The sequence below is a fragment of the Zobellella sp. DQSA1 genome, from assembly GCF_041950555.1.
Taxonomy (GTDB): domain Bacteria; phylum Pseudomonadota; class Gammaproteobacteria; order Enterobacterales; family Aeromonadaceae; genus Oceanimonas.
In genome coordinates this window covers 62,167-84,017 of the sequence record NZ_CP169531.1, presented here as the reverse complement: position 1 = coordinate 84,017, position 21,851 = coordinate 62,167, and the positions used below count along the sequence as shown (strand labels likewise).

General features: G+C 68.1%; 21 protein-coding genes and 1 riboswitch. Of the genes, 5 read left to right on the top strand and 16 right to left on the bottom strand.

Going from position 1 to position 21,851, the window contains the following annotated elements; translation table 11 throughout:
• Positions 1-10: 10 nt before the first annotated feature.
• From ACEVBK_RS00350 to ACEVBK_RS00320, 7 genes are all read right to left on the bottom strand, one after another.
• Positions 11-1,561 carry a transporter associated domain-containing protein gene (locus tag ACEVBK_RS00350; RefSeq protein WP_375056665.1) on the bottom strand — a complete coding sequence of 517 codons (1,551 nt, stop codon included), beginning with the start codon at positions 1,559-1,561 and terminating at the stop codon, positions 11-13.
• A 296-nt stretch (positions 1,562-1,857) separates the two neighbouring features.
• The gene (locus ACEVBK_RS00345; protein ID WP_375056664.1) at positions 1,858-3,246 is read right to left on the bottom strand and encodes an AMP-binding protein; all 1,389 of its coding nucleotides are present in this window, start codon (positions 3,244-3,246) and stop codon (positions 1,858-1,860) included.
• A complete protein-coding gene (gene menC / locus ACEVBK_RS00340; protein ID WP_375056663.1) occupies positions 3,233-4,162 on the bottom strand; it encodes an o-succinylbenzoate synthase in 930 nt (309 codons plus the stop codon). Before menC ends, ACEVBK_RS00345 begins: the two co-directional genes overlap by 14 nt.
• Complete coding sequence (gene menB, locus ACEVBK_RS00335) at positions 4,162-5,022, bottom strand: 1,4-dihydroxy-2-naphthoyl-CoA synthase (RefSeq protein WP_375056662.1); 861 nt, start codon at positions 5,020-5,022, stop codon at positions 4,162-4,164. The genes menC and menB overlap by 1 nt, the downstream gene beginning before the upstream one ends.
• Positions 5,019-5,777 carry a 2-succinyl-6-hydroxy-2,4-cyclohexadiene-1-carboxylate synthase gene (menH, locus tag ACEVBK_RS00330; protein ID WP_375056661.1) on the bottom strand — a complete coding sequence of 253 codons (759 nt, stop codon included), beginning with the start codon at positions 5,775-5,777 and terminating at the stop codon, positions 5,019-5,021. The genes menB and menH overlap by 4 nt, the downstream gene beginning before the upstream one ends.
• Positions 5,767-7,467, bottom strand: a complete 1,701-nt coding sequence (menD, locus tag ACEVBK_RS00325) for a 2-succinyl-5-enolpyruvyl-6-hydroxy-3-cyclohexene-1-carboxylic-acid synthase (RefSeq protein ID WP_375056660.1) — start codon at positions 7,465-7,467, stop codon at positions 5,767-5,769. The genes menH and menD overlap by 11 nt, the downstream gene beginning before the upstream one ends.
• A gap of 2 nt (positions 7,468-7,469) precedes the next feature.
• On the bottom strand, positions 7,470-8,786 hold the full coding sequence (locus ACEVBK_RS00320) for an isochorismate synthase MenF (protein WP_375056659.1): 1,317 nt from the start codon (positions 8,784-8,786) through the stop codon (positions 7,470-7,472).
• A gap of 198 nt (positions 8,787-8,984) precedes the next feature.
• Between ACEVBK_RS00320 and ACEVBK_RS00315 the strand changes: the two genes are divergently transcribed.
• The 3 genes from ACEVBK_RS00315 to ACEVBK_RS00305 are packed head-to-tail and all read left to right on the top strand — an operon-like array spanning position 8,985 to position 11,374.
• Positions 8,985-9,731, top strand: coding sequence for a 5-oxoprolinase subunit PxpA (locus ACEVBK_RS00315; RefSeq protein ID WP_375056658.1), 747 nt, complete (start codon positions 8,985-8,987; stop codon positions 9,729-9,731).
• A complete protein-coding gene (gene pxpB / locus ACEVBK_RS00310; protein ID WP_375056657.1) occupies positions 9,728-10,438 on the top strand; it encodes a 5-oxoprolinase subunit PxpB in 711 nt (236 codons plus the stop codon). Before ACEVBK_RS00315 ends, pxpB begins: the two co-directional genes overlap by 4 nt.
• A 6-nt stretch (positions 10,439-10,444) precedes the next feature.
• Positions 10,445-11,374, top strand: coding sequence for a biotin-dependent carboxyltransferase family protein (locus tag ACEVBK_RS00305; RefSeq protein WP_375056656.1), 930 nt, complete (start codon positions 10,445-10,447; stop codon positions 11,372-11,374).
• A 23-nt stretch (positions 11,375-11,397) separates the two neighbouring features.
• Here the strand turns inward: ACEVBK_RS00305 and ACEVBK_RS00300 are convergent, their stop codons facing one another.
• Complete coding sequence (locus ACEVBK_RS00300) at positions 11,398-11,886, bottom strand: HPP family protein (protein ID WP_375056655.1); 489 nt, start codon at positions 11,884-11,886, stop codon at positions 11,398-11,400.
• A 100-nt stretch (positions 11,887-11,986) separates the two neighbouring features.
• Between ACEVBK_RS00300 and ACEVBK_RS00295 the strand changes: the two genes are divergently transcribed.
• Positions 11,987-12,586, top strand: coding sequence for a TetR/AcrR family transcriptional regulator (locus ACEVBK_RS00295; RefSeq protein ID WP_375056654.1), 600 nt, complete (start codon positions 11,987-11,989; stop codon positions 12,584-12,586).
• Positions 12,587-12,606: 20 nt separating this feature from the next.
• Here the strand turns inward: ACEVBK_RS00295 and ACEVBK_RS00290 are convergent, their stop codons facing one another.
• The 8 genes from ACEVBK_RS00290 to menA form a co-directional block, all read right to left on the bottom strand.
• On the bottom strand, positions 12,607-13,014 hold the full coding sequence (locus ACEVBK_RS00290; protein WP_375056653.1) for an NINE protein: 408 nt from the start codon (positions 13,012-13,014) through the stop codon (positions 12,607-12,609).
• Positions 13,015-13,119: 105 nt separating this feature from the next.
• Entirely contained in the window at positions 13,120-14,238 is a 1,119-nt protein-coding gene (gene thiH, locus ACEVBK_RS00285; protein ID WP_375056652.1) for a 2-iminoacetate synthase ThiH, read from the bottom strand.
• Entirely contained in the window at positions 14,235-15,005 is a 771-nt protein-coding gene (locus tag ACEVBK_RS00280; protein ID WP_375056651.1) for a thiazole synthase, read from the bottom strand. Before ACEVBK_RS00280 ends, thiH begins: the two co-directional genes overlap by 4 nt.
• Before the next feature lies 1 nt (position 15,006).
• Positions 15,007-15,207 carry a sulfur carrier protein ThiS gene (thiS, locus tag ACEVBK_RS00275; RefSeq protein WP_094041314.1) on the bottom strand — a complete coding sequence of 67 codons (201 nt, stop codon included), beginning with the start codon at positions 15,205-15,207 and terminating at the stop codon, positions 15,007-15,009.
• On the bottom strand, positions 15,198-15,965 hold the full coding sequence (locus ACEVBK_RS00270; RefSeq protein WP_375056650.1) for a ThiF family adenylyltransferase: 768 nt from the start codon (positions 15,963-15,965) through the stop codon (positions 15,198-15,200). The genes thiS and ACEVBK_RS00270 overlap by 10 nt, the downstream gene beginning before the upstream one ends.
• Positions 15,955-17,472 (bottom strand): thiamine phosphate synthase, encoded by a 1,518-nt coding sequence (gene thiE / locus ACEVBK_RS00265; RefSeq protein ID WP_375056649.1) that lies wholly within the window; start codon positions 17,470-17,472, stop codon positions 15,955-15,957. Before thiE ends, ACEVBK_RS00270 begins: the two co-directional genes overlap by 11 nt.
• Positions 17,469-19,421: a phosphomethylpyrimidine synthase ThiC gene (gene thiC / locus ACEVBK_RS00260; protein WP_375056648.1), complete on the bottom strand. Its 1,953-nt coding sequence runs from the start codon at positions 19,419-19,421 to the stop codon at positions 17,469-17,471. Before thiC ends, thiE begins: the two co-directional genes overlap by 4 nt.
• Positions 19,422-19,509: 88 nt before the next feature.
• Positions 19,510-19,611, bottom strand: a riboswitch (TPP riboswitch).
• Positions 19,612-19,905: 294 nt separating this feature from the next.
• Entirely contained in the window at positions 19,906-20,787 is an 882-nt protein-coding gene (gene menA, locus ACEVBK_RS00255) for a 1,4-dihydroxy-2-naphthoate octaprenyltransferase (RefSeq protein WP_375056647.1), read from the bottom strand.
• A 137-nt stretch (positions 20,788-20,924) separates the two neighbouring features.
• Between menA and ACEVBK_RS00250 the strand changes: the two genes are divergently transcribed.
• Positions 20,925-21,839 carry an o-succinylbenzoic acid (OSB) synthetase gene (locus ACEVBK_RS00250; protein WP_375056646.1) on the top strand — a complete coding sequence of 305 codons (915 nt, stop codon included), beginning with the start codon at positions 20,925-20,927 and terminating at the stop codon, positions 21,837-21,839.
• Positions 21,840-21,851: the final 12 nt, after the last annotated feature.

Here is a 21,851-nt window from a genome sequence, read left to right as displayed (position 1 = left end):
CGAAGACCCCTTACCCCGCCCCCTCCGCGAAGGCGGTAAGTGGGGTGATGCGCACCTGGGCGATGCGGAAGTCTTCCACTTCCGTCACCTCGAAGCGCAGATCCTCTCGCTCGAACACGGCCCCCGCCTCCGGCAGTTGGCCGCTCCAGGCCAGCAGCATGCCCGCCAGGGTGGCATAGTCGTTGTCCGGATCCACCAGCCCCTTGCGCGCCAGCACCTGTTCCAGGTAGTGCAGATCGGTGCTGCCCTTCACCAGCCAGCCGTCTTCCTGGGCCAGCACTTCCGGGATTTCGTCCTCGTCCAGGAATTCCCCGACGATGGCTTCCAGCAGGTCATGGGGCGTCACCAGCCCCTGCACGGTGCCGAATTCGTCGTTTACCAGCACCAGGTTGCCGCGCGCCTCGCGCAGTATGTTGAGCAGCCGGATCACGCTGATGCTGTCCGGCACTATCATGGGGTCGTGGTCGCGAGCCAGTTCGGCCAGGGGCTTGCCCTCCTTGAGGCCGGCCACCAGATCCTTGCCCCGCACCACGCCCAGCAGGTTGTCCAGCTCCCCCTCGCAGATGGGGAACTGGCCGTGGGACGAGGCCATCAGCTCTTCCAGCACCACGTCGGGGCCGTCGGTCACGTCCAGCCAGAGAATGTCGGCCCGGGGCGTCATCACGGTGCGGATGGAACGCTCCGCCAAAGACAGCACGCCGCTGATCATGTGGCGCTCTTCCTCCACAAAGCCCTGATCCCGGGTCTGCTGCGGTGTGGCCTGGGGCTCCATCGCTTCCTTCCTGCCGCCCCCCATCAGGTTGAAGATGGCCTGGGTAGTGCGTTCACGCAGGGGCAGGCGTGCCTCGGCCTTTTGCGAGTTGCGCCTGGCCAGTTGGTTGAGAAACTCGATCAGGATGGAGAAGCCGATGGCGGCGTACAGATAGCCCTTGGGAATATGGAGGCCGAAGCCTTCGGCCACCAGGCTGAAACCGATCATCAGCAGGAAGCTCAGGCACAGCACCACCACCGTGGGGTGGGCGTTGACGAACTCGGTGAGCGGTTTGGAAGCCACCAGCATCACCACCATGGCCACTACCACGGCAATCATCATCACCGCCAGGTTGTCCACCATGCCCACGGCGGTAATGATAGAGTCGAGCGAGAATACCGCGTCCAGCACCAGGATTTGGGCGATAACCACCCCGAAGCCGGCATAAACCACATGGGTGCTGGCCTCGTGCATCTTGCCTTCCAGCCGTTCGTGCAGCTCGACGGTGGCCTTGAACAGCAGGAAGAAGCCGCCGGCCATCAGGATCAGGTCCCGTCCGGAAAAGCTCAGCTCACCCAGGGTGATCAGCGGCGTAGTCAGGGTGACCAGCCAGGACACCAGACTCAGCAGCGCCAGCCGCATGAACAGCGCCAGCGACAGGCCGATGATACGGGCCCGGTCGCGCTGGTGGGGCGGCAGTTTCTTGACCAGGATGGCGATAAACACCAGGTTGTCGATACCCAGCACAATTTCCAGGATAACCAGCGTCAGCAGGCCCACCCAAATAGACGGATCCATCAGGAATTCCATGATTTACCTCTTGATACGTGTCGATAGGTACAGATCAGCGAATAACGCAGGCCAGGCCGGCAAGCTGAGTATAGCCGGGGCAGCGGACAAGTCCGGATGGGGTGGCGAACGCCGGGAACGACAAGAAGAAGGGAAGAACGGGGCAGTTAAGGGTGCGTTGCAAGCAACTTCGCGAGCAATCCATATAGTTACCGGTTTTGGACCGGGCCTCTTGGTTAAAATGAGCTCATATCATATCGCTGCCGCAGTTCTTGGCAAGGGAAAAAACCGCCAGGCCCCGGTCGCAAGGCGGCGGCCTATCCGGCCAGGAGTTCGGCCGCCAGCGTGGCCAGTTGCCGACGGGCAGGCTTGAGCCCGGTCTGGGCCGGCCAGGGCAGCCAGGCGTCCGGTACCATAAAGCCGGGCAGTTGCTCGCGCAGCCAGTCGGCCAGCGCGGGACCGACCACCGGCCCGCCGTGCCAGTCGATAAAGCATACCGGCCGCTGCCCCCACTCGGGGTGGTGCACCGGCACCACCAGCGCCTGCGCCACCGCCGGGTGCTCCAGCAGGCGCAGCTCTATGGCTTCGGGCTGGATGTTCTCGCCGCCCGAGATAAACAGGTTGTCGCTCCGCCCCAGCAGCCGCAGCCGGCCGTCGCCGGTCAACTGGCCCAGATCCCGGGTGGCGAACCAGCCCTCGCTGTTCACCACCGGCTCGACCCGATCCGCCTGGAAATAGCCGGCGCAGAGCGTCTCGCCCCGGACCTGGATCTCGCCGTTCACCAGGCGCAGCTCCCGTCCGGGCAGGGGCCGCCCTAGGCCGCCGTCCGTCCCCGCCCGGTCGGTGCAAACCTGGCTGCTCATCTCCGACAGGCCGTAGCTGACCCAGGGCACCACGCCCCGCTCTCCCAGTTGCCGCACCAGGGTCCGGGGAATGGGTGCCCCACCGAGCAACAGGGCCTGCAGGCGGGAGCCGGCCGGATCGAAGCCGGCCGCCAGCAGCCGCCACAATTGGGTCGGCACCAGCGACAGATGCGTGATGGGTTGAGTACGCAGCCGCTCGGCCAGGGGGCGCTCGCGTTGCTCCAGCACCAGACTTGCCCCGGCCAGGAACACCCGGAACAGGATGGCATAGCCGCCCACGTGGAACAGCGGCAACGACAGCAGCCAGCCGCTGTCGCCGGCCAGCGGCAGTCGTGCGGCCGAGCCCCGGGCCGAAGCCAGGTGGTTACCCAGCCGGTGCGCCACCGCCTTGGGCCGACCACCGGAGCCGGAAGTGAGGATCAGGTTGCACAGCCGCCGCGGCTCCAGGGAAATGGTCGGGCCGCGTCCGAGGCGCGAACAATCAAGCCGGAGCCAGCGCCAGGGGCCCGCCGGCGCCGGTACGGGGGAACAGACGGCCGCCACCCGCAACTGTTGGGCCAGCGCCGCCAACCGGGCCGGCGGAAACGCCGGATTGAGCGGGCAGAACACCAGGCCCGCCCGTACGCAGGCCCAGGCCAGCAGCACCTCGTGCAAACCGTCGCGCACCGGCGCCGCCAGCCGGTCCCCCGCACGCAGGCCGGCCTCGGCCAACTGCTGCTGTAGCCCGTGCAGGCAGCGATCCAGGGTACGGTAATCGAGCATGCCTTCGGGGCCGACAATGGCCGGCCGCGAAGGGGTCAGGCGGGCCCAGTGCTGCACCGGGCAGTCGTTATCGCGCCTCATGGAGGCACTCCAGCCGGGCCGGATCGGGCCGGCCGTCGGCCCCCAGTACATCGGCGGCCAGCCAGCCGGCGGTGTCCAGCCCCGGCGCCTGCCCCGGGGCCCATTCGGCCGCCAGCCCGGCCAACTGGGCCAGGCCCAGGCCGGACTCGAAGCTGGAAGACACTATGACCCGCAACCCGTGTCGCCGGGCTCGTCCCACCAGCCTGGCGCAGCGATCCGGCCCGCCCAGGAGTGTAGGCTTGAGCACCAGCGCCGCCAGCCCGGCAAAGGGGTGCCAGGCGTCGCCGCGGGCCAGGGGTTCGTCCAGCGCCACCGCCAGCCCGGTCCGGGCCGCCACCAGCGCCATATCGGCCACCGTCTCGCAGGGGTCTTCCAGGTATAGGATGCGGGCCGGGTCCAGGGACCGGCCGAAGGCCAGCGCCTGAGCTCGGGTCCAGCCCCGGTTGGCATCCAGCACCAGTTGCAGCGCCGGAAAGTCCCGGCAGAGCCGCCGGATCTGCGCCAGCTCCTCGGCCAGCGGCCCCCGCGCCACCTTCAGTTTGGCCACCGCCGGCGTCCGCTCCCGCCAGTTGGCGGTGACTACGGCCCGCGCCTCGGGGTCGTCCGGCAGCAGCGGATAGGGGGCCGGCAGCGGGGGGGGTCGCTCCGGCCAGGCGCGCCGGGCGCAGGCCAGCCCGAAGCATACCGAGGGCAAGCGAGGTGCAGGCACGCCACCGGCGGCCAGGATGCCCAGGCAGTGGCTGGCCTCCGCCTGCGCCTCGTCCAGGCTCTCGCGGGAAAAACCGGGCAGCGGCGCCACCTCGCCCCAACCCGAGCCCAGTTGCAACAGCAAGCCCGCCCGCTCGTCCAGCCGGCGGCCGCGCAGCACCAGCGGACGGGCCAGGGGCAGGCAATAGCGGTACAGGGCCAGGCGCATCAGGGGTTGCGCCTGAACTTGCCGAAGTCGGGCCGGCGCTTCTCGTTGAAGGCGTTGCGCCCTTCCTGCCCTTCTTCAGTCATGTAGAACAGCATGGTGGCGTTGCCGGCCAGTTCCTGCAGTCCGGCCTGGCCGTCGCAGTCGGCGTTCAGCGCCGCCTTCAGGCAGCGCAGCGCCATGGGGCTGTGCTGCAGCATCTCCCGGCACCAGCGCACCGTTTCCCGCTCCAGCTCGGCCAGGGGCACCACGGTATTGACCAGGCCCATGTCCAGTGCCTCGGCGGCATCGTAAAGCCGGCACAGGAACCAGATTTCCCGCGCCTTCTTCTGGCCCACGATGCGCGCCATATAGGCCGCGCCCCAGCCGCCGTCGAAGGAGCCCACCCTGGGCCCGGTCTGGCCGAAGCGGGCATTGTCGGCGGCGATGGTCAGGTCGCACATCATGTGCAGCACATGGCCGCCGCCCACCGCATAGCCCGCCACCATGGCCACCACCGGCTTGGGGCAGGTGCGGATATCCCGCTGCAGATCGAGCACGTTGAGATGATGGGTGTCGTGCTCGTCCCGGTAGCCGCCGTAGTCGCCGCGGATTTTCTGGTCTCCGCCGGCACAGAAAGCCCGGTCGCCGGCCCCGGTGAGGATGATGGCCCCGATCTGCGGGTCGTAGCGGGCGTCGGCCAGCGCCGCCAGCAGTTCCTGCACCGTTTGCGGGCGGAAGGCATTGCGTACCCGGGGCCGGTTGATGGTGAGCCGGGCGATGCCGTCCGCCGATTTGTGGTAGCAAATGTCCTGGAAATCGCCGCTGCAGTCCCGCCAGCTTGCCGGGGCGTAGAGTTCGGCTTCGGTCAGGGTTTCAATCATGAGGGTACTCCGTCTAGCTGTTGGCCCCAGTGCCGCAGGCAGCGGGCCACCTCGAGGGGACGGTCGACGTGCAGATTGTGGCCGCCGTCCAGGATGAAATGGTGCAGCCGGGGGCTGGCGGCCGCCAGTTCGCCGGCCAGCCGGTGAAACTTGGGATCCTGCCGCCCCGACAGGTACGCCAGCGGCAGTCGGGTGCGGGCCAGCCAGGGTCGCAGATCCGGCTGCCGTCCCAGGGAGCTGGCCGCGAGCATGGCGGCCACCGCCGCGCCGCTGTTGCCTTGCCGCCGCCGGATCAGCGCCTGTCGCCGCGCCTCATCCAGGTCGGCGAACACCGGCTGGCGGTACCAGTCGGCCAGCACCAGTGGCAGGGGCTCCCGGGCAAAGCGCGCGGCCCAGGCGGCGTCGAGGGCCAGACGGGCATCCCGTTCCGCCTCCGGCAGGCCGGGGTGGGCGTTTTCCAGCAGCAGGCCACACAGTCCAGGTGGCTCCCGGCTGGCAAAATCCAGTGCCAGACGCCCGCCCAGGGAGTAGCCCGCCAGCAGGTAGCGCCCGAGCCCCAGCCCGGCCAGCGCCCGGGCCAGCCAGCGACGGATCCCGGCAAAATCGTGCAGCCGCCGCGCCCGGTTGCCGCCATGCCCGGGCAAGGCCAGCGGATAGCAGCGCCGGCCCGGCAAGGCCGCCGTCACCGGCTGCCAGTCCCGCTCATCGCCCAGCAGGCCGTGCAGCAGTACCAGGGGCAAGGGTTCAGGCCTCACGCAGGCGTTCCTCCAACCAATGCAGATCCTCGGCCAGTTGCCGCTCGGGCACCCGGACTTCGATCAGGGTGGCGCCGCCGTCCAGCGCCCGCCGGTAAACCTGGTCGAACGCCTCCAGGCTGGTCGGTACGGCATAGGACAGCCCGAACAGGGCGGCGGCCCGGGCAAAGTCCAGGCCGTGGGGTAGCCGGTAATAGTGATCCAGCAGGCCATCCGCCTCGGGCACCGGCAGCAGGTTGAAGATGCCGCCACCGTTGTTGTTGAGCAGGACCAGCACCAGCGGCACCCGGCTCCGGCCGAGCAGCGCCAGGCTGTTGAGATCGTGCAGGGCACTGATGTCCCCCAGCACCAGGGTGGTGGGCTCGGCGCCGGCCTGGGCGAAACCGTAGGCGGTGGCAATCAGGCCATCGATGCCGGAGGCACCCCGGTTGGCCATCACCCGCGTCGGCCCCGGACCCGGACTGCCCAGCATGTTCAGCAGCCGTGCCGCCATGCTGTTGCCCACCATCAGCCGGCCCCGCAGCAGCCGGTTCAGCCGGTGGCAGATCCCCAGTTCGGAGCAACGCCCGGTCCGCTGCGCCAGCAAGGACGCCACCGGCCGGTGCGGCAGCTCCAGCCGGTGCCAGGGCGACCGCCCGGGGGCGGGATGGCGGCGCGCAAAGTCAGCGGGGGAGCCGAGCAGCCGGCGGCGTACCCGGTAGTCCGGGTCCAGCCGGCACGGCCGGGGCTCCACCAGCCAGTAATGCCGCCAGTCATGGCCGGCGATAAAGTGCCCGAGCCGCTTGGAGATCAGCCGGCCGCCGAACTGCAGCAGCACCTCGGCCTCGGCCAGCGCCCGGCGAAAGGCCGGGTTGTGCAGGGCCAGATCGGCGTGCAGCAGGTTGCGCTCATCGAAACGGAGCTGGCTTTGCAGATCCGCCAGCAGGGGCCAGCCCAGTTGCTGTGCCAGGGTCGCCACCGCCCGGGCCTCGGCAGGATCGTCGATCTGCCCCGCCACCACCAGGCCCCGCCGGGCGCTGAACTCGGGCCAGTCCGGCTGGATGGCAGCCCGGGCCTCGACCCGCTGCCAGGGGCTCCAGGGGCTGTGGCCTTCCCGCCAGCGGCCAAGCGGCGCCAGGTAATCGGCCGCGTCGAGCGGCTCCCCCCCGGGATAGAGCGGCTCCGGAAAGGGGCAGTTCAGGTGCACCGGACCCGGCTCCAGGGCCTGCCGGGCCAGGGCCTGATCCACCGAGCTCAGCACAAAGGCGGCGGGGATCGCCGGCGTCGGGCTCGGCAAGGCCTGCCGGTACACCGGGTATTCCGCAAAGATCCCCGCCTGGGCGATGGCCTGGTTACTGCCGTTGTCGATCAGCTCCACGGGCCTGTCCGCCGACAGCAGGATCAGGGGGATGCCGCTCTGGCGCGCCTCGATCACCGCCGGGTAGAGGTTGGCCACCGCCGTGCCCGAGGTGGTGATCACCGCCACCGGCCGGCCACTGCCCCGGGCCAGCCCCAGCGCCATAAAGCCGAGGCCGCGCTCGTCGAAGTGCGGGTGCAGGCGAAAGCCGGCGTGGGCCGCGGCGGCCATGGTCAGGGGGCTGGAGCGGGAGCCCGGCGCCAACGCCAGATCGCGTACCCCCAGGCGGTACAGTTCTTCCAGCAGCAGGCTGGCCCAGACCTGGTTGAAGGTGGCGAAGCGATGCGGGAACATGGCTAGCCCCCCTCGCGCAGCAGTGTCAGCACCGAGGCCAGCTTGTGGTCCAGTTCGGCCCACTCGGCGGCGGCGGTCGAGCCGGCCACTATGCCGGCACCGGCAAAAAGATCCACTGCCCCGGGGCCGATGCGGGCGCAACGGATGGCCACCGCCAGCTCGGCGGTGTCGCGGCTCAGCAGGCCGCAGGCCCCCGCATACCAGCCCCGCCGGTAGGGTTCGTGGGCCTGCAGAAAGGCCAAGGCCGCCGGCCGGGGCGTACCGCCCACCGCCGGGGTGGGATGCAGCGCCGCCAGCAGTTGCCAGTCCCGCACCGGCGCCTTCAGCCGGGCACCGATGTCGCGCTTGAGATGCTGCAGCAGCCTGAGCGGGATCACCCTGGGTTCCCCCCGTTGCAGCCGGTCGGCCAGGGGGGCCAGCCGTGCCAGGATATCGGTCTGAACCAGGTGGTTCTCGTGGCCGTTCTTGTGGTCGGCCAGCAGGCTGGCCGCCAGGGCGGCGTCGGTTTCCTCGTCGCCGGTACGGCGCACCGTGCCCGCCAGCGCCTCGGTTTGCAGCCGGCGGCCTTCGCGCCGGTACAGCCGCTCCGGGGAGCAACCGATAAAGGCCTGGCCGGGGGTGAATTCAAAGCCGAAGTGAAAGCAGTCCGGTTCGCGACCGGCCCAGCCGGCCAGCATGCGCCAGGGATCCACCGAGGTTTCGGTGTACAACCGGCTGCGACGCGACAGCACCACCTTGGGAGTGCGGGCCAGGCGGTCCGGAGCGGTCACCCGTTCGACCAGCGCCCGCCAGGTCCGGCGGCCGGGCCTGTCCCGGCGCCGATAGTCGACGGGGTCCAGGGACGGTAGGGGCTGTTCCGGCCGCAGTTGCTCCAGCGCCGCCAACGCCGCCGCCAGTTCGGCCTCCCTGTTGTCCGGCCGCAGCCAGAGGTTGAGGCAGAGCTGTACGCTCTGCCCCCGGCGCACCAGCTCGACCCGCGGCAGCACGAAGCGACAGGGGCCGAAACCGGGCCAGCCGGGGGCCGCGGGATCGAAGGCCTGGCCGCCGAAATAGCGGGGACTGTCGCCCCGGGTCGGCATCTGTTCGTCGCGGCGGCGGATCTCGGCCGGGTCGGTCAGGGTCTCGATGCAGCCCAGGGTTGCGTATTCGGGCCTGTCCGGGCCCCGGCCATGCCAGTAGATGCGGGGGTAGAGCGACTGCGCCCGCAGCCAGCCCGGAAAGGAGTGCACCGCAAAGGTATTGCGCAGCCGGATAAAACCATCGCAGGGTGAATGGCGCAGGGCCAGCAGTTGTTGCCGGAGAGGAGTCTGGGTCAGCATAGGCGTTCATCAAAACCGGTGATAACCCAGACTCTACTAAAGTGGTAGCCGTCTTCCCCTGCCCCGGATCAAGGTTATGGCCGATTGGACTGGGCAGGACACCACAACGACCCTGTTCATGCCTGGACCGGCCGGTTATGCTGGGAGCCAACGCTCATTTTGGTGGCTGTGGACCACCTTGCAGAAGGAGCCGACACCATGCCCAAACTACTGTTGAACGCCGATATGGGGGAAAGCTTCGGCCCCTGGGTGATGGGCTGCGATCAGGAGCTGATGCCCTTCGTGGACCTGGCCAACGTGGCCTGCGGCTTTCATGCCTCCGATCCGGACACCATGCGCCGCACCGTGCGCCTGGCGCTGGAGCAGGGGGTGAAAGTGGGTGCCCACCCCGCCTACCCGGATCTGGTGGGCTTCGGCCGCCGCTCCCTGGCCTGCTCCCCCGCCGAAATCGAGAACCTGGTGCTCTACCAGCTGGGGGCGCTGGACGCCCTGTGCCGGGCCGAAGGCGGCCGGGTCACTTACGTCAAGCCCCACGGCGCCCTCTACAACGACATGATGCAGGACCCGGCCCGGCTGGAGGCGGTGATAAAGGCGGTGGCCGCCTATGACCCCACCCTGCCGCTGATGGTGATGGCCACCCGGGATCCGCAGCCGGCCCGCACTCTGGCCGCCCGGCACGGCGTCACCCTCTGGTTCGAGGCCTTCGCCGATCGCGCCTACGACGCCCAGGGCTACCTGGTCTCGCGCCGGTTGCCCGGCGCCGTACACCAGGACCCCGCCGTCATCGTCGAGCAGGCCCGCCGCATCGCCCAGGGCCAGGCGCTCACCGCCAGCGACGGAAGCCCGCTGATGCTGGCGGCCGACACCCTGTGCGTGCACGGCGACAACCCCGAGTCCATCGCGGCGGTCAAGGCTATCCGCCAGGCCCTGGATCAACTGGCATGAGCACCCTGCCCCGGCTGGAAAACGCAGGCATGGACGCCTGGCTGGTGCGGCTGTTCGACAGCATCGACGAGCGCAACATGGGCTGGATCACCGCCCTGGTGCGCGGCTGCGAACAGGCGTTTGGCGACGACCTAGTGGATCTGGTGCCCTCCTACACCACGGTGCTGGTGCAGTACGATCCCTTGCGCCTCGGCGACGACCAAGCACGGAAGAAGCTGCAGGCCCTGTTGGCCGGGCTGACCCCGGACCGGGACCATGCCGACGCCCCGGTCAAGGAACTGCCGGTGTGGTATCACCCCAGCGTGGGCCCGGACATGGCCCGGCTGGAGCGGCATACCGGCCTCGCCGCCGAGCGGCTGATCCGGCTGCACAGCGAGCACGAGTACCGGGTATTCGCCCTGGGCTTTGCCCCCGGCTTCGCCTTTATGGGCACCCTGCCCGCCGAACTGGAGCTGCCCCGGCTCGACACCCCTCGGCCGCGGGTGCCGGCGGGCAGCGTGGCCATCGCCGGCCGCCAGACCTCCGCCTACCCGCGGCCCTCCCCCGGCGGCTGGAACCTGCTCGGGCGCACCAGCGCCACCCTGTTCGACCCGCGCAGCAAACACTTAAGCCTGCTGCAGGTGGGCGACAGGGTACGCTTCGTGCCGGTCGACAAGGCCGCCTTCGAGCGCCTCGGCGGCGATACCTCTCCCATGGCAACAAGGTAGTTCACGATGGCACCAGGATACCTCACCATCAGCCGCCCCGGCCCGCTCAGCACCCTGCAGGACGCCGGCCGCTATGGCGTGCGCCGCCTCGGCGTCACCCAGGGCGGCCCCGCCGATTTGCACGCCTGGGCCTGGGCCAACTGGCTGCTGGGCAACCCCTGGGGCAGCACGGCGCTGGAAATCACCCTCGGCGGCCTGGAACTCAAGGCCGGGCAGGACTGCCGGCTGGCCCTGGCCGGCCCGGACATGCAGGCCACCCTGGACGACCAGCCCCTCACGCCCTGGCGGGCCTTCACCCTCAAGGCCGGCCAGGTGCTGAGCCTCGGCATGTGCCGCCAGGGGATGCGCGCCTACCTGGCGGTGGCCGGCGGCTTTGTCGCCGAGCCGGTGCTGGGCAGCCGCGCCTGCGTGATACGCGACGGCCTGGGCGGCCACCAGGGCGACGGCAGCAAGCTGGCGGTCGGCGATCGGCTGGCTTTTGTGCCGAATGAAACCGCCATGCCGGCGCGCCGCCTGCCCGAGGATGCCCTGCCCGACTATGGAGAAACGCCCCGGCTGGCGCTGATCCCCGGCGCCCAGTTCCGCTTTTTCGATGATGCCAGCCTGCTCAACGCCTTCGGCCAACCCTGGCGGGTCGACAACCGCTCGGATCGCATGGGCATCCGCCTGCAGGGGCCGGCGCTGCATTGCTCCATCGCCTCGATCATCTCCGAGGGCATCAACCTGGGTGCGGTGCAGGTACCGCCGGACGGCCAGCCCATAGTGCTGCTCAACGACCGCCAGACCATCGGCGGCTATCCCCGCTTCGGCACCCTGACGCCCCTGGCCTGTTCCCGCCTGGCCCAGTGCCGCCCGGGCCAGCCGCTCTGGCTGTACAGCGCCGCCACCGACGGCGCCCAGCGGGAGCACCGGCAATTCCGGGCGCGGTTCGAATAACCGAGCCCCGCCCGCGCGGCCTGCTACAGCCACCGTGTCGGATAGCTCCGCCGCCCCGTGCCGCGGTGATACAGCAGGCCCATCAGCACGATCAGTACCGCCCCTATTGCCACCGGCGACCACAGGAAGTCCCAGCCCTGGCCACCGAGCATCACGATCAGGGGGTTGGCCCCGGCCGGCGGGTGGGTAGTGTCGGTCAGCAGCATCAGGCTCACCGCCAGGCCCACCGCCAGCCCCAGCGACCAGGAGTGCACCCCAAACAGGCTCATGGAAGTCAACCCGACCAGGGTGGTCAGGAGATGGCCGAGCACGATGTTCCGGGGCTGGGCCAGCGGGCTGTCCGGCAGGCCGAAGAGGATCACCATGGTGGCGCCGAAAGGTGCCATCAGCCACAGGGCCCCGTCATTGAACTGCTCCAGGCCGGCCAGCACCGAAATGCACAGCATGGCGCCCGCTCCCGCCACCAGGGCCGGGCCCGCGGCCGACAGGCGGGAAATCACCGTATTGCTCATCAGAATCTCCTCTGAAAAAAGTAGACCGATTTGTCTACATGCATTCTAAGGTAGACAGATCGGTATACCTCTGTCAACATCGACGAAAAAGGAGAGACCCATGGACAAGCGCCAGCAGCTTATCGTCACCGCCTTCGAGTTGTTCTACCGGCACGGCATTCATGCGGTGGGCATCAACCAGATACTGCAACACTCGGGGGTGGCGAAGAAAACCCTGTACCACCACTTCCCCGGCAAGGAGGCGCTGGTGGAGGCCGTGGTGGCCCATCGTGACCGGAACTACCTGGAATGGCTGGACACCCGCCTCGCCCGGGCGGAAGGCGACGTGCCGGCGGTGATCGAGGCGCTGTTCGATGCCCTGGACGACTGGTTCAACGACAGGGTCGAGCTGCTCACCGCATTTCATGGCTGTTTTTTTATCAATACCTGCGGGGAATACGGCGATCCGGAGCACCAGGTGCACCGCCGGTGCGCCCGGCACAAGGCCGCCGTGCTCACCTGCATCGCCGGCCACCTGGCTCGTTGCGGCCTGGAGCCGGAAAAGGCCCGCGCCCTGGCCGACACCCTGGGGCTGCTGAAGGAAGGTGCCATAGTGCAGGCCCATGTAACGGGCGACAAACAGGCGGCGCTCAAGGGCAAAACCCTGGCCACCACCTTGACCGCACCCTGCCTCGAGCCGGACCGGTCAGGTAACTCTTGAAGTGATGGGATCCCGGACGCTCACCCGAACCGGCGCGACTCCCGGTTGACCTCGTCTACCTGGCCGTTCAGGGTCCAGTAGTCGTAGAGGTAGCCGAGCAGGAAGAGGCCACCGGTGAAGAACCAGATGATGGCGGTGATCCACTTGCCCATATAGAGCCGGTGGGCGCCGAAGATGCCGAGGAAAGTCAGCAGTATCCAGCTGACGTTGTAGTCCTTGGGGCCGGCCAAGTAGCGACGCTCGGCGGAGCGGTCCATGGAGGGGATCAGGAACAAGTCCACTATCCAGCCGATAAAGAACAGGCCGAGGGTAAAGAAGTAGAGGGTGCCGCTGATGGGGCGGCCGTAGTAGAAGCGGTGCGCGCCCATAAAGCCGAATATCCACAGGATATAGCCGATCACCTTGCTGTGCGTGTTGTTGACAATCACCCTTATCCCCTTGCCGTATTAAAAAGGGGGATTCTACTCCCGGAAAGCCCGGCCGACCATCCGCGAAGGCACAGGGGCGACGACAAGCGTCGCCCCGATACGCCCTCAACGGCTGGCGGAGTAGCTGTTGTCCCAGTCCTTCCATACCGGCTGCAGGCCGGCGGCGGCCACCGCCCTGGCCACCTCGGCCGGGGCGCGGTCGTCGTCGATCTCGAACTGCTCCAGCTCGACGGTGGCGTCGGCGTAGCCGCCGGGTTGGGTCTTGGAGCCGGCGCTGATGCTGGTGACCCCGAGCGGGATCACCTTGTCGCGGAACTGCTCCGACTCCCGGGTGGACAGGCTGAGTTCCAGCTCCTGGTCGAACAGCCGGTAGGCGCAGATCAGCTGCACCAGCTGGCGATCGCTCATCACCGACTTGGGCTCCAGGCCGCCGGCGCAGGGCCGCAGGCGCGGGAAGGATACCGAATAGCGGGTCTGCCAGTAGTGCTTCTGCAGGTAGCGCAGGTGCGCCGCCACATAGAAGCTGTCGGCGCGCCAGTCTTCCAGCCCGAACAGGGCGCCCAGGCCGATCTTGTCGATGCCCGCCTTGCCCAGCCGGTCCGGGGTTTCCAGCCGCCAGCGGAAGTCCTTCTTCTTGCCGCGGATATGGTGCTGGTCGTAGGTCAGGTGCTGGTAGGTCTCCTGGTACACCATGACACTGTCCAGCCCGAATTCCCGAAGCTCGGCGTATTCCTCTTGGGACAGGGGCTGCACTTCCATCATCACATAGCTGAAATGGCGCTTGATGACCGGCAGCACCCGCTTGAAGTAATCGAGCCCCACCTTGCCCTCGTGCTCGCCGGTGACCAACAGCACGGTGTCGAAGCCCATGGCCTTGATCGCCAGGCATTCCCGCTCTATCTCTTCCTCCGTCAGGGTGCGCCGCTTGAGCCGGTTGCTCATGGAAAAACCGCAGTAGGTGCAGTCGTTGGCGCACAGGTTGGACAGGTAGAGCGGGATATAAAAGCCCACCGTATTGCCGAAGCGCTGGCGGGTCAGGCGGTAGGCCTGCTGCGCCATCTGCTCCAGGTAGGGCTCGGCGGCCGGCGAGATCAGCGCCATAAAGTCGTGCAGATCCCGCTTGCGATTGGCCAGGGCCCGCTCCACGTCCCGCGCCTGCTTGCCGTAGATGCTCAGCTTGATGTCGTCCCAGTCCAGGGACGACCAGACCTCGAAGAAGCTCATAACGCCCCCAGGAAGGCGGTGAGCGGGCTGGAGGCCTGGGCCTGGTGGCTCTGGCCGGCCAGGCCCGCCTCAAAGGCCATGCGCCCGGCTTCCACCGCCAGCCGGAAAGCCCGGCCCATGGCCACCGGATCGCCGGCCACGGCGATGGCGGTGTTCACCAGCACCGCATCGGCACCCAGCTCCATGGCGTAGGCGGCGTGGCTGGGTGCGCCTATGCCCGCGTCCACCACCACCGGCACATTGGACTGCTCGATGATGATCTCGAGGAAGTCCCGGGTCACCAGTCCCTTGTTGGAGCCGATGGGCGCGCCCAGCGGCATCACCGCCGCACAGCCGGCTTCTTCCAGCCGCTTGCACAGCACGGGATCGGCGCCGCAGTAGGGCAGCACCACGAAGCCCTCCTGCACCAGCCGCTCGGCGGCGCGCAGGGTTTCGATGGGATCGGGCAGCAGGTATTTGGGGTCCGGGTGGATCTCCAGCTTGAGCCAGTTCGTGCCCAGGGCCTCCCGCGCCAGCCGGGCGGCGAACACCGCCTCGTCGGCGTTCTTGGCGCCCGAGGTGTTGGGCAGCAGGTTGACGCCCAGCGCCAGCAGCGGCGGCAGTATGTCGTCGCTGTGGGACTTGAGGTCCACCCGCTTCAGGGCCATGGTCACCAGCTCGGAGCCGCTGGATTCGAACGCCGCCTTCATGGTGGCGCCGTTGGCAAACTTGCCGGTGCCGGTGAACAGGCGGGAATTAAAGGTCTTGTCGGCGATGGTCAGGCTCATCTCAGCCTCCGGCGATGGCGTGGAACAGGGTGATGGTGTCGTCGGGTGCCAGGGCCTGCTCGGGCCAGCGGCCGCGGGCCACCACCTGCTGGTTGAGGGCGACCGCCACCCCGGGTTTGTCTTGCTCAAGCTCCGCCAGCAGCCGGCCCAGGGTGGTGCCCTCCGCCAGCTCCAGCGCTTCGTCGTTCAGGGTTACGCGCATGATGATTCTCCACTCTCTGGGCCGCACACGGGGCAGGCCGGATCCCTAGGCACCTTGAGGCTGTGCCAGCGATGGGCCTTGGCCTCGAACAGCTTGAGTTCGCCCCAGGGCACGCTGCCGGTGCCGGTTAAAAACTTGATGGCTTCCAGCGCCTGCAACAGGCCGATGGTGCCCACCACGGGCCCGATGACGCCGGCGTTGCCGCAGTTGAGCCGCTCGCTCTGCTCGGGCTGGTACAGGCAGCGGTAGCAGCCGTGATCCAGTTCCGGGTTGAGCGCCAGCAACTGCCCCTCGAAACGGATGGCGGCCCCCACCAGCAGCGGCTTGCCCCAGGCGTAGCAGGCGGCGTTGATGGCCTGGCGCACCGCCATGTTGTCGGTGCAGTCCAGCACCAGGTCCACCTCGGCCACGAAGTCACCCAGGGCGCGCTCGTCCAGCTTCTGGTTGACCGCGATCAGCTCCACCTCGGGGTTGAGCCGGTGCAGCTTGTCCCGGGCCACCTCGGCCTTGCTCAGCTTGAGGCTGTCACTGTCGTACAGGGTCTGGCGCTGCAGGTTGCTCACCTCTATCTGGTCGAAGTCGGCCAGCCACAGGGTACCCACCCCGGCCGCCGCCAGGTACTGGGCGGCGGGCGAGCCCAGGCCGCCCAGGCCGACGATCAGCACGGAGGCGTTTTTCAGCCTGAGCTGACCTTGCTCGCCCACCTCTTCCAGCAGCAGGTGGCGGCTGTAGCGCAAGAATTCGCCGTCACTCAGCATGATCCCCCTCCACCAAGGTCAGCAGCTCACGGATGGCTGCATCCGGGTCCGCCGCTTCGGTGATGGCGGTGACCAGGGCGATGCTGCCCACTCCGGTCCGCGCCACCAGCGGCACCCGCTCCCGGCTGATGCCGCCGATGGCCACCAGCGGGTAGTCGTCCATCAGCGCCACGTAACGACCCAGCCGCGCCAGGCCCTGGGGCCGGGACGGCATGTCCTTGGTCTTGGTGGGGAAGATGTGCCCCAGCGCCAGGTAGGAAGGCTTGAGCTCCCGGGCCCGCAGCATCTCGTAGTAGCCGTGGGTGGAGAGCCCCAGTTTCAGGCCGGCGGCGCGAATGGCCTCCAGATCCGCCACTTCGATATCTTCCTGGCCCAGGTGCACGCCGTAGGCGCCGTGGCGGATGGCCAGCCGCCAGTAATCGTTGATAAACAGCCGGGCCTGATAGCGCCGGCCCAGCTCGACAGCAGCCTGGATATCGGCCTCCACCTCGGCGTCGGCCTTGTCCTTGATGCGCAGCTGCAGGGTGCGCACGCCCTGCCCGAGCAGCCGCTCCAGCCAGGCCACCGAGTCCACCACCGGATAGAGCCCGAGCCTCAGGGTATCCATGGCCGCGAAGGCGCCCCGGGGCAGGCTGCCCTCGAGGCCCAGTTGCTTGCCCAGGGCCGAGCCCGGCATCACCACGGTGGGGAAGTCTTCGCGTCGGTCGGGCCAGCCCAGGTGGGCCACCGGGCCGGCACCCCGGCCCAAGCCTTCCGCGGCCTTGAGCCCCTGGTTGACGTAGGCCTTGGCCAGCACCAGGGCATCCTCGATCGGGTAGTCCTGGGCCACGGCGGTGGCGATGGCCGAAGCCAGGGTGCAGCCGGTGCCGTGGCCGTGGACGGTGTCCAGCCGGGGGCTGGCCAGCCAGATCTCGCGTTGGCCGTCGGTGAAGTAGTCGAGGGCCTGATCCCCGCTCCAGTCCAGGTGGCCGCCCTTGACCAGCACGGCGCGCGCGCCCAGCTCCAGCAGGGCCGCGGCGCCGGCACGCACCGCCCGGGGCGAGTCGGGCACTATGCCCGACAGCGCCGCCAGCTCGGTGGCGTTGGGGGTGATCAAATCCACCTCGGGCAGCAGATGCTGCTTGATGGCCGGCAGCAGGTTGGCCTCGGCCATGGCCTGGCCGGTGCTGGCGATGGCCACCGGATCCAGCACCACCCAGGGTTGCCACTGGCGCCGGTATTCCTTCAGGTAGCGGGCCAGCACCTCGGCGCGCAGGCCGCCGGGCAGCAGGCCGATCTTGATGGCCCGGGCCGGCAGGTCGGTGGCCAGGGCCACCAGCTGGCTGGTGAAGGCCTGCATCAGCACCGGCTCCACCATAGACACCGTGACCGAGTTCTGGGCGGTGATGGCGGAAATCACCGAGCAGCCGTGGCCGCCCAGCGCCTGTATGGTGTGCAGGTCGGCCTGAATGCCGGCGCCGCCGCCCGAGTCCGAGCCGGCGACGGTCCAGACGATGGGTCGGGTCATGCCTCCTCCTGCTCCAGCTTGTCGGCCTGGTGGTAGAGCTCGCCGCCACGCTTCTTGAACTCCTGCGACATCTGGGCCATGCCGGCGACCACGGCCTCGCTGTTGCCGTCCATGTCCACCAGCTGCACCGTGATGTTGTTCTCCAGGCTGGCGGCGTAGTCGCGCACGTCCTGGGTGATCTTCATGGAGCAGAACTTGGGCCCGCACATGGAGCAGAAATGGGCCACCTTGCCGGACTCCTGGGGCAGGGTCTCGTCGTGGTAGGCACGGGCGGTTTCCGGATCCAGCGCCAGGTTGAACTGGTCTTCCCAGCGGAACTCGAAACGGGCCTTGGACATGGCGTTGTCGCGGATCTGGGCGCCCGGGTGACCCTTGGCCAGGTCGGCGGCGTGGGCGGCGATCTTGTAGGTGATCAGCCCCTGCTTGACGTCTTCCTTGTTGGGCAGGCCCAGGTGCTCCTTGGGCGTGACGTAGCACAGCATGGCGCAACCGAACCAGCCGATCATGGCGGCGCCGATGCCGGAGGTGAAGTGGTCGTAGCCGGGGGCAATGTCGGTGGTCAGCGGGCCCAGGGTGTAGAAGGGCGCCTCGTGGCAATGCTCCAGCTGCTCTTCCATGTTGCGCTTGATCATGTGCATGGGCACGTGGCCGGGGCCTTCGATCATCACCTGCACGTCGTATTCCCAGGCCACCTTGGTCAGCTCGCCCAGGGTGTACAGCTCGGCGAACTGGGCCTCGTCGTTGGCGTCGGCGATGGAGCCGGGGCGCATGCCGTCACCCAGCGACAGGGACACGTCGTAGGCGGCACAGATTTCGCAAATTTCGCGGAAATGCTCGTAGAGGAAGCTTTCCTTGTGGTGGGACAGGCACCACTTGGCCATGATGGAGCCGCCGCGGGAGACGATGCCGGTGACCCGCTTGGCGGTCATCGGCACGTAGCGCAACAGCACGCCGGCGTGGATGGTGAAGTAGTCCACGCCCTGCTCCGCCTGTTCGATCAGGGTGTCGCGGAACACTTCCCAGGTCAGGTCTTCGGCCACGCCGTTCACCTTCTCCAGCGCCTGGTAGATGGGCACGGTGCCGATGGGTACCGGGCTGTTGCGCAGTATCCATTCACGGGTCTCGTGGATGTAGCGGCCGGTGGAGAGATCCATCACGTTGTCGGCGCCCCAGCGGGTGGCCCACACCAGTTTCTCCACTTCCTCCTCGATGGAGGAGGTCACCGCCGAGTTGCCGATGTTGGCATTGATCTTCACCAGGAAGTTGCGGCCGATGATCATCGGCTCGGATTCCGGGTGGTTGATGTTGGCGGGAATGATGGCGCGGCCCTCGGCCACTTCCTTGCGCACGAACTCGGGGGTGATGAACTCGGGCAGGTTGGCGCCGAAGTTCTGGCCCGGGTGCTGCCGGAGCAGCAGCTCGTCCCGCACCCGCTCGCGGCCCATGTTCTCGCGGATGGCGATGTACTCCATCTCGGGGGTAATGATGCCTTTACGGGCGTAGTGCATCTGGGTCACGCACTGGCCCAGCTTGGCCTTGCGCGGCTTGGGCAGGTGCTCGAAACGCAGGTGATCCAGGCCGTCGTCGGCCATGCGTTGCTGGGTGAACTGGGAGGTGGCGCTGTCCAGCTCCTCGGTGTCGTCACGCTCCAGTATCCACTGCCGGCGCAGTTGGGGCAGGCCCTGGCGCACGTCCAGCTCGGAGTCCGGATCGCCGTAGGGGCCGGAGGTGTCGTACACCGGCACCGGCGCATTGGGCTCGAGAATGGGATTTTCCTGGGTGCCGCCCTTGAAGCTGTCGGCCAGGCGGATTTCGCGCATGGCCACCTTCAGATCCGGGCGCGAGCCTTCGATATAGATGCGGCCGGAGTTGGGAAAGGGTTCGCCCTTGAGGTTCTGGATATAGTCCTGGGCCTGGCTGCGTACTTCGCGACGATTAATTTTTGACATAGCAATCTCACCTTGCGTCCATTGAGTTCGTGAAAATGCTTGTCAGGAGTGTTGAGGAAGAACCGGGCGGGTGGGAAAGGGTCTTGGGGCCAGGTTCTCACTTGTTTCCCTTCGCAGGTATTAGCCTGATCAGGTTCAACGGATCCCGCTTTCGCGGTCTCAGCCCTTGGGGGCACTCCGACAAGATGGACGTCAGTATAGCCAGAGCCACCGGTCAAAAGCAAAGCGGTTGGATACAATTTTTGCAATCCTGGGTTAACTCTTTATCAACAAAAGAAAATATATTCACTCTGCTGACAAGGCCGTCTGTACATGATCGAAAGGGTCGGCCAAAGGGCCAACTCCGCCGACCGTGAAATGCCATGGATGGCATTTCCGAGCCCCCATGGACGGGTTTACGGCGTGTCGGCGGAGGTGGCCCCGTTTCCTCTTCCCTACGGTTGCTTGAGACGAATAGACAGCCTGATTACAGGTAGGCGCCCGCTCACCCCCAGGCCAATCCCAGCGCCAGCAGTCCGGTAAAGATCAGGGTGCCGCGGGCGGTCAGCCCCAGGGCCCGGTTCAGCGCCGGCCCCTGCTCGGTCAGCACCAGCCGGGTGGCTTCGGCCAGGGGCCAGAGCCCGAACAGGGCCAGAAAGCCCCAGCCCGCCATCAGCTGCTGCCCCGCCAGCAGGGCCGTGGCCAACACCAGCAATTGGTAGGCCCGCGCCCGCGCCAACCCCAGGCACAGGGCCAGGGTGTGCTTGCCCGCCAGGCGATCCGACTCCAGATCACGGATATTGTTAATATTGAGCACCGCCACCGACAGCAGGCCTGCCGCCAGGGCGGCCCAGCCGGCGCCGCTGCCCAGTTGGTGCTGCATCAACCAGTTGGTGCCCAGCACCGCCACCGGGCCGAAGAACATGAACACCGCCAGATCCCCCAGCCCCCGGTAGCCGTAGGGGCGCCGGCCCATGGTGTAGGTCAGGGCCGCCAGCAGGGCCAGGGCGCCCAGCAGCAGAAAACCGAGCCAGGCGCCCCAGTCGGCGCCCAGGGCCCACGCCAGCAGCAGCAGGCCGGACAGCGCCGCCAGCCCGGCGGTCAGCCGGATCGACGCCAACAGCTGCGCCGGGGTCACCTGGCCCGAGGCCAGCACCCGGACGGGCCCGGCGCGTTCGGCCGAGTCGGTGCCGCGCACCCCGTCGCCGTAGTCGTTGGCCAGGTTGGAGAGGATCTGCAGCAGCAGGGCGGTGAGCAGCGCCAGGAAGAGCACGCCGCCGTCGAAGGCACCGGCTCCCGCGGCTGCGCCGGCGCCCAGCAGGATGGACGCCACCGCCAGGGGCAGGGTCTTGGGTCGAATGGCATTCAGCCAGGTGCTCAGGGGCATCGGCGCTCTCTTGATCGTCAAAGGAAAACCCTATCATACCCAAGCCCCGGGCGATAAAAACAGCGCTACCGTCCCCGGCGGACAGATGTTACTTTTAGTTAAAGATATCTCTGACGGCGATTAACGGGGTCACAACAATGCGGATTGCGGTTTACGGCTATGAACTTCCCCTGACCATGGCGCTGACCATCAACGGTACCCCCCTCGGCCGCCGCCGGGGTTGGTATGTATGCATCGACGGCCACTGGGGCGAGGTCGCCCCCCTGCCCGGCGGCTCCCGCGAGTCGCTGGCACAGGCAGAACAGGAACTGCTGGCCGCCTGCGAGCGGCTCAGCCGGGGCGAGCCCCACGGCGCCCGCCTGCCCTCGGTGCAGTTCGGGCTGGACTGTGCCCTGACCGCCGTCCAGGGCGAGCCGGCCCCCTCCCTGCCGCTGCTGGAAGGCGAACGGGAACCCATTATCCGCGCCTGGCGCTGCCGCCGGGTACACCCCCGGCGGGCCTGGCTGACCCTCACCGGCGAGGTGCAGCATGACGCCGGCCTGGTGCGCGAGCTGACCCTGCTGGTGCCCGGCCTGCAGTTGGTGCTGGACGCGGGCAGCCGTCTGAGCGAGGAGCAGCTCACCGGCCTCTGGCGACGCATCGATCCCGGCCGCATCGACTGGCTGCTGGATCCCGCCGCCGACATGGCCGCCAGCCAGCGCCTGGCGGAACGCCACGGCTGGCCGGTGGCCTTCGATCTCGGCCGCCATGCCTCCCTGGATTACCCCCTGTTCGAACAACTGAAAGCCCTGGTGCTCAGGCCCACCCAGTTGGGCAGCCTGGCGCTGTGCCGGGAACTGGCTGAACGGGCACAGGCCCAAGGGCTGGAAGTGATGGTGGCCGACAGCCTGGAAAGCGGCTTGGGCAACGCCCTGCTGGCCCGCCTGGCCCAGTGCTGGGCGCCGGGCCAAGCGGCGATGCTGGACCGGCTGCGCTACCTGCTGGACAAGGGGGTGGACGGCAACGGCCGGCCGGATCCCGGCAGACTCACCCTGCTCCGGGAATACGGCTGACCGGCTCCGAAC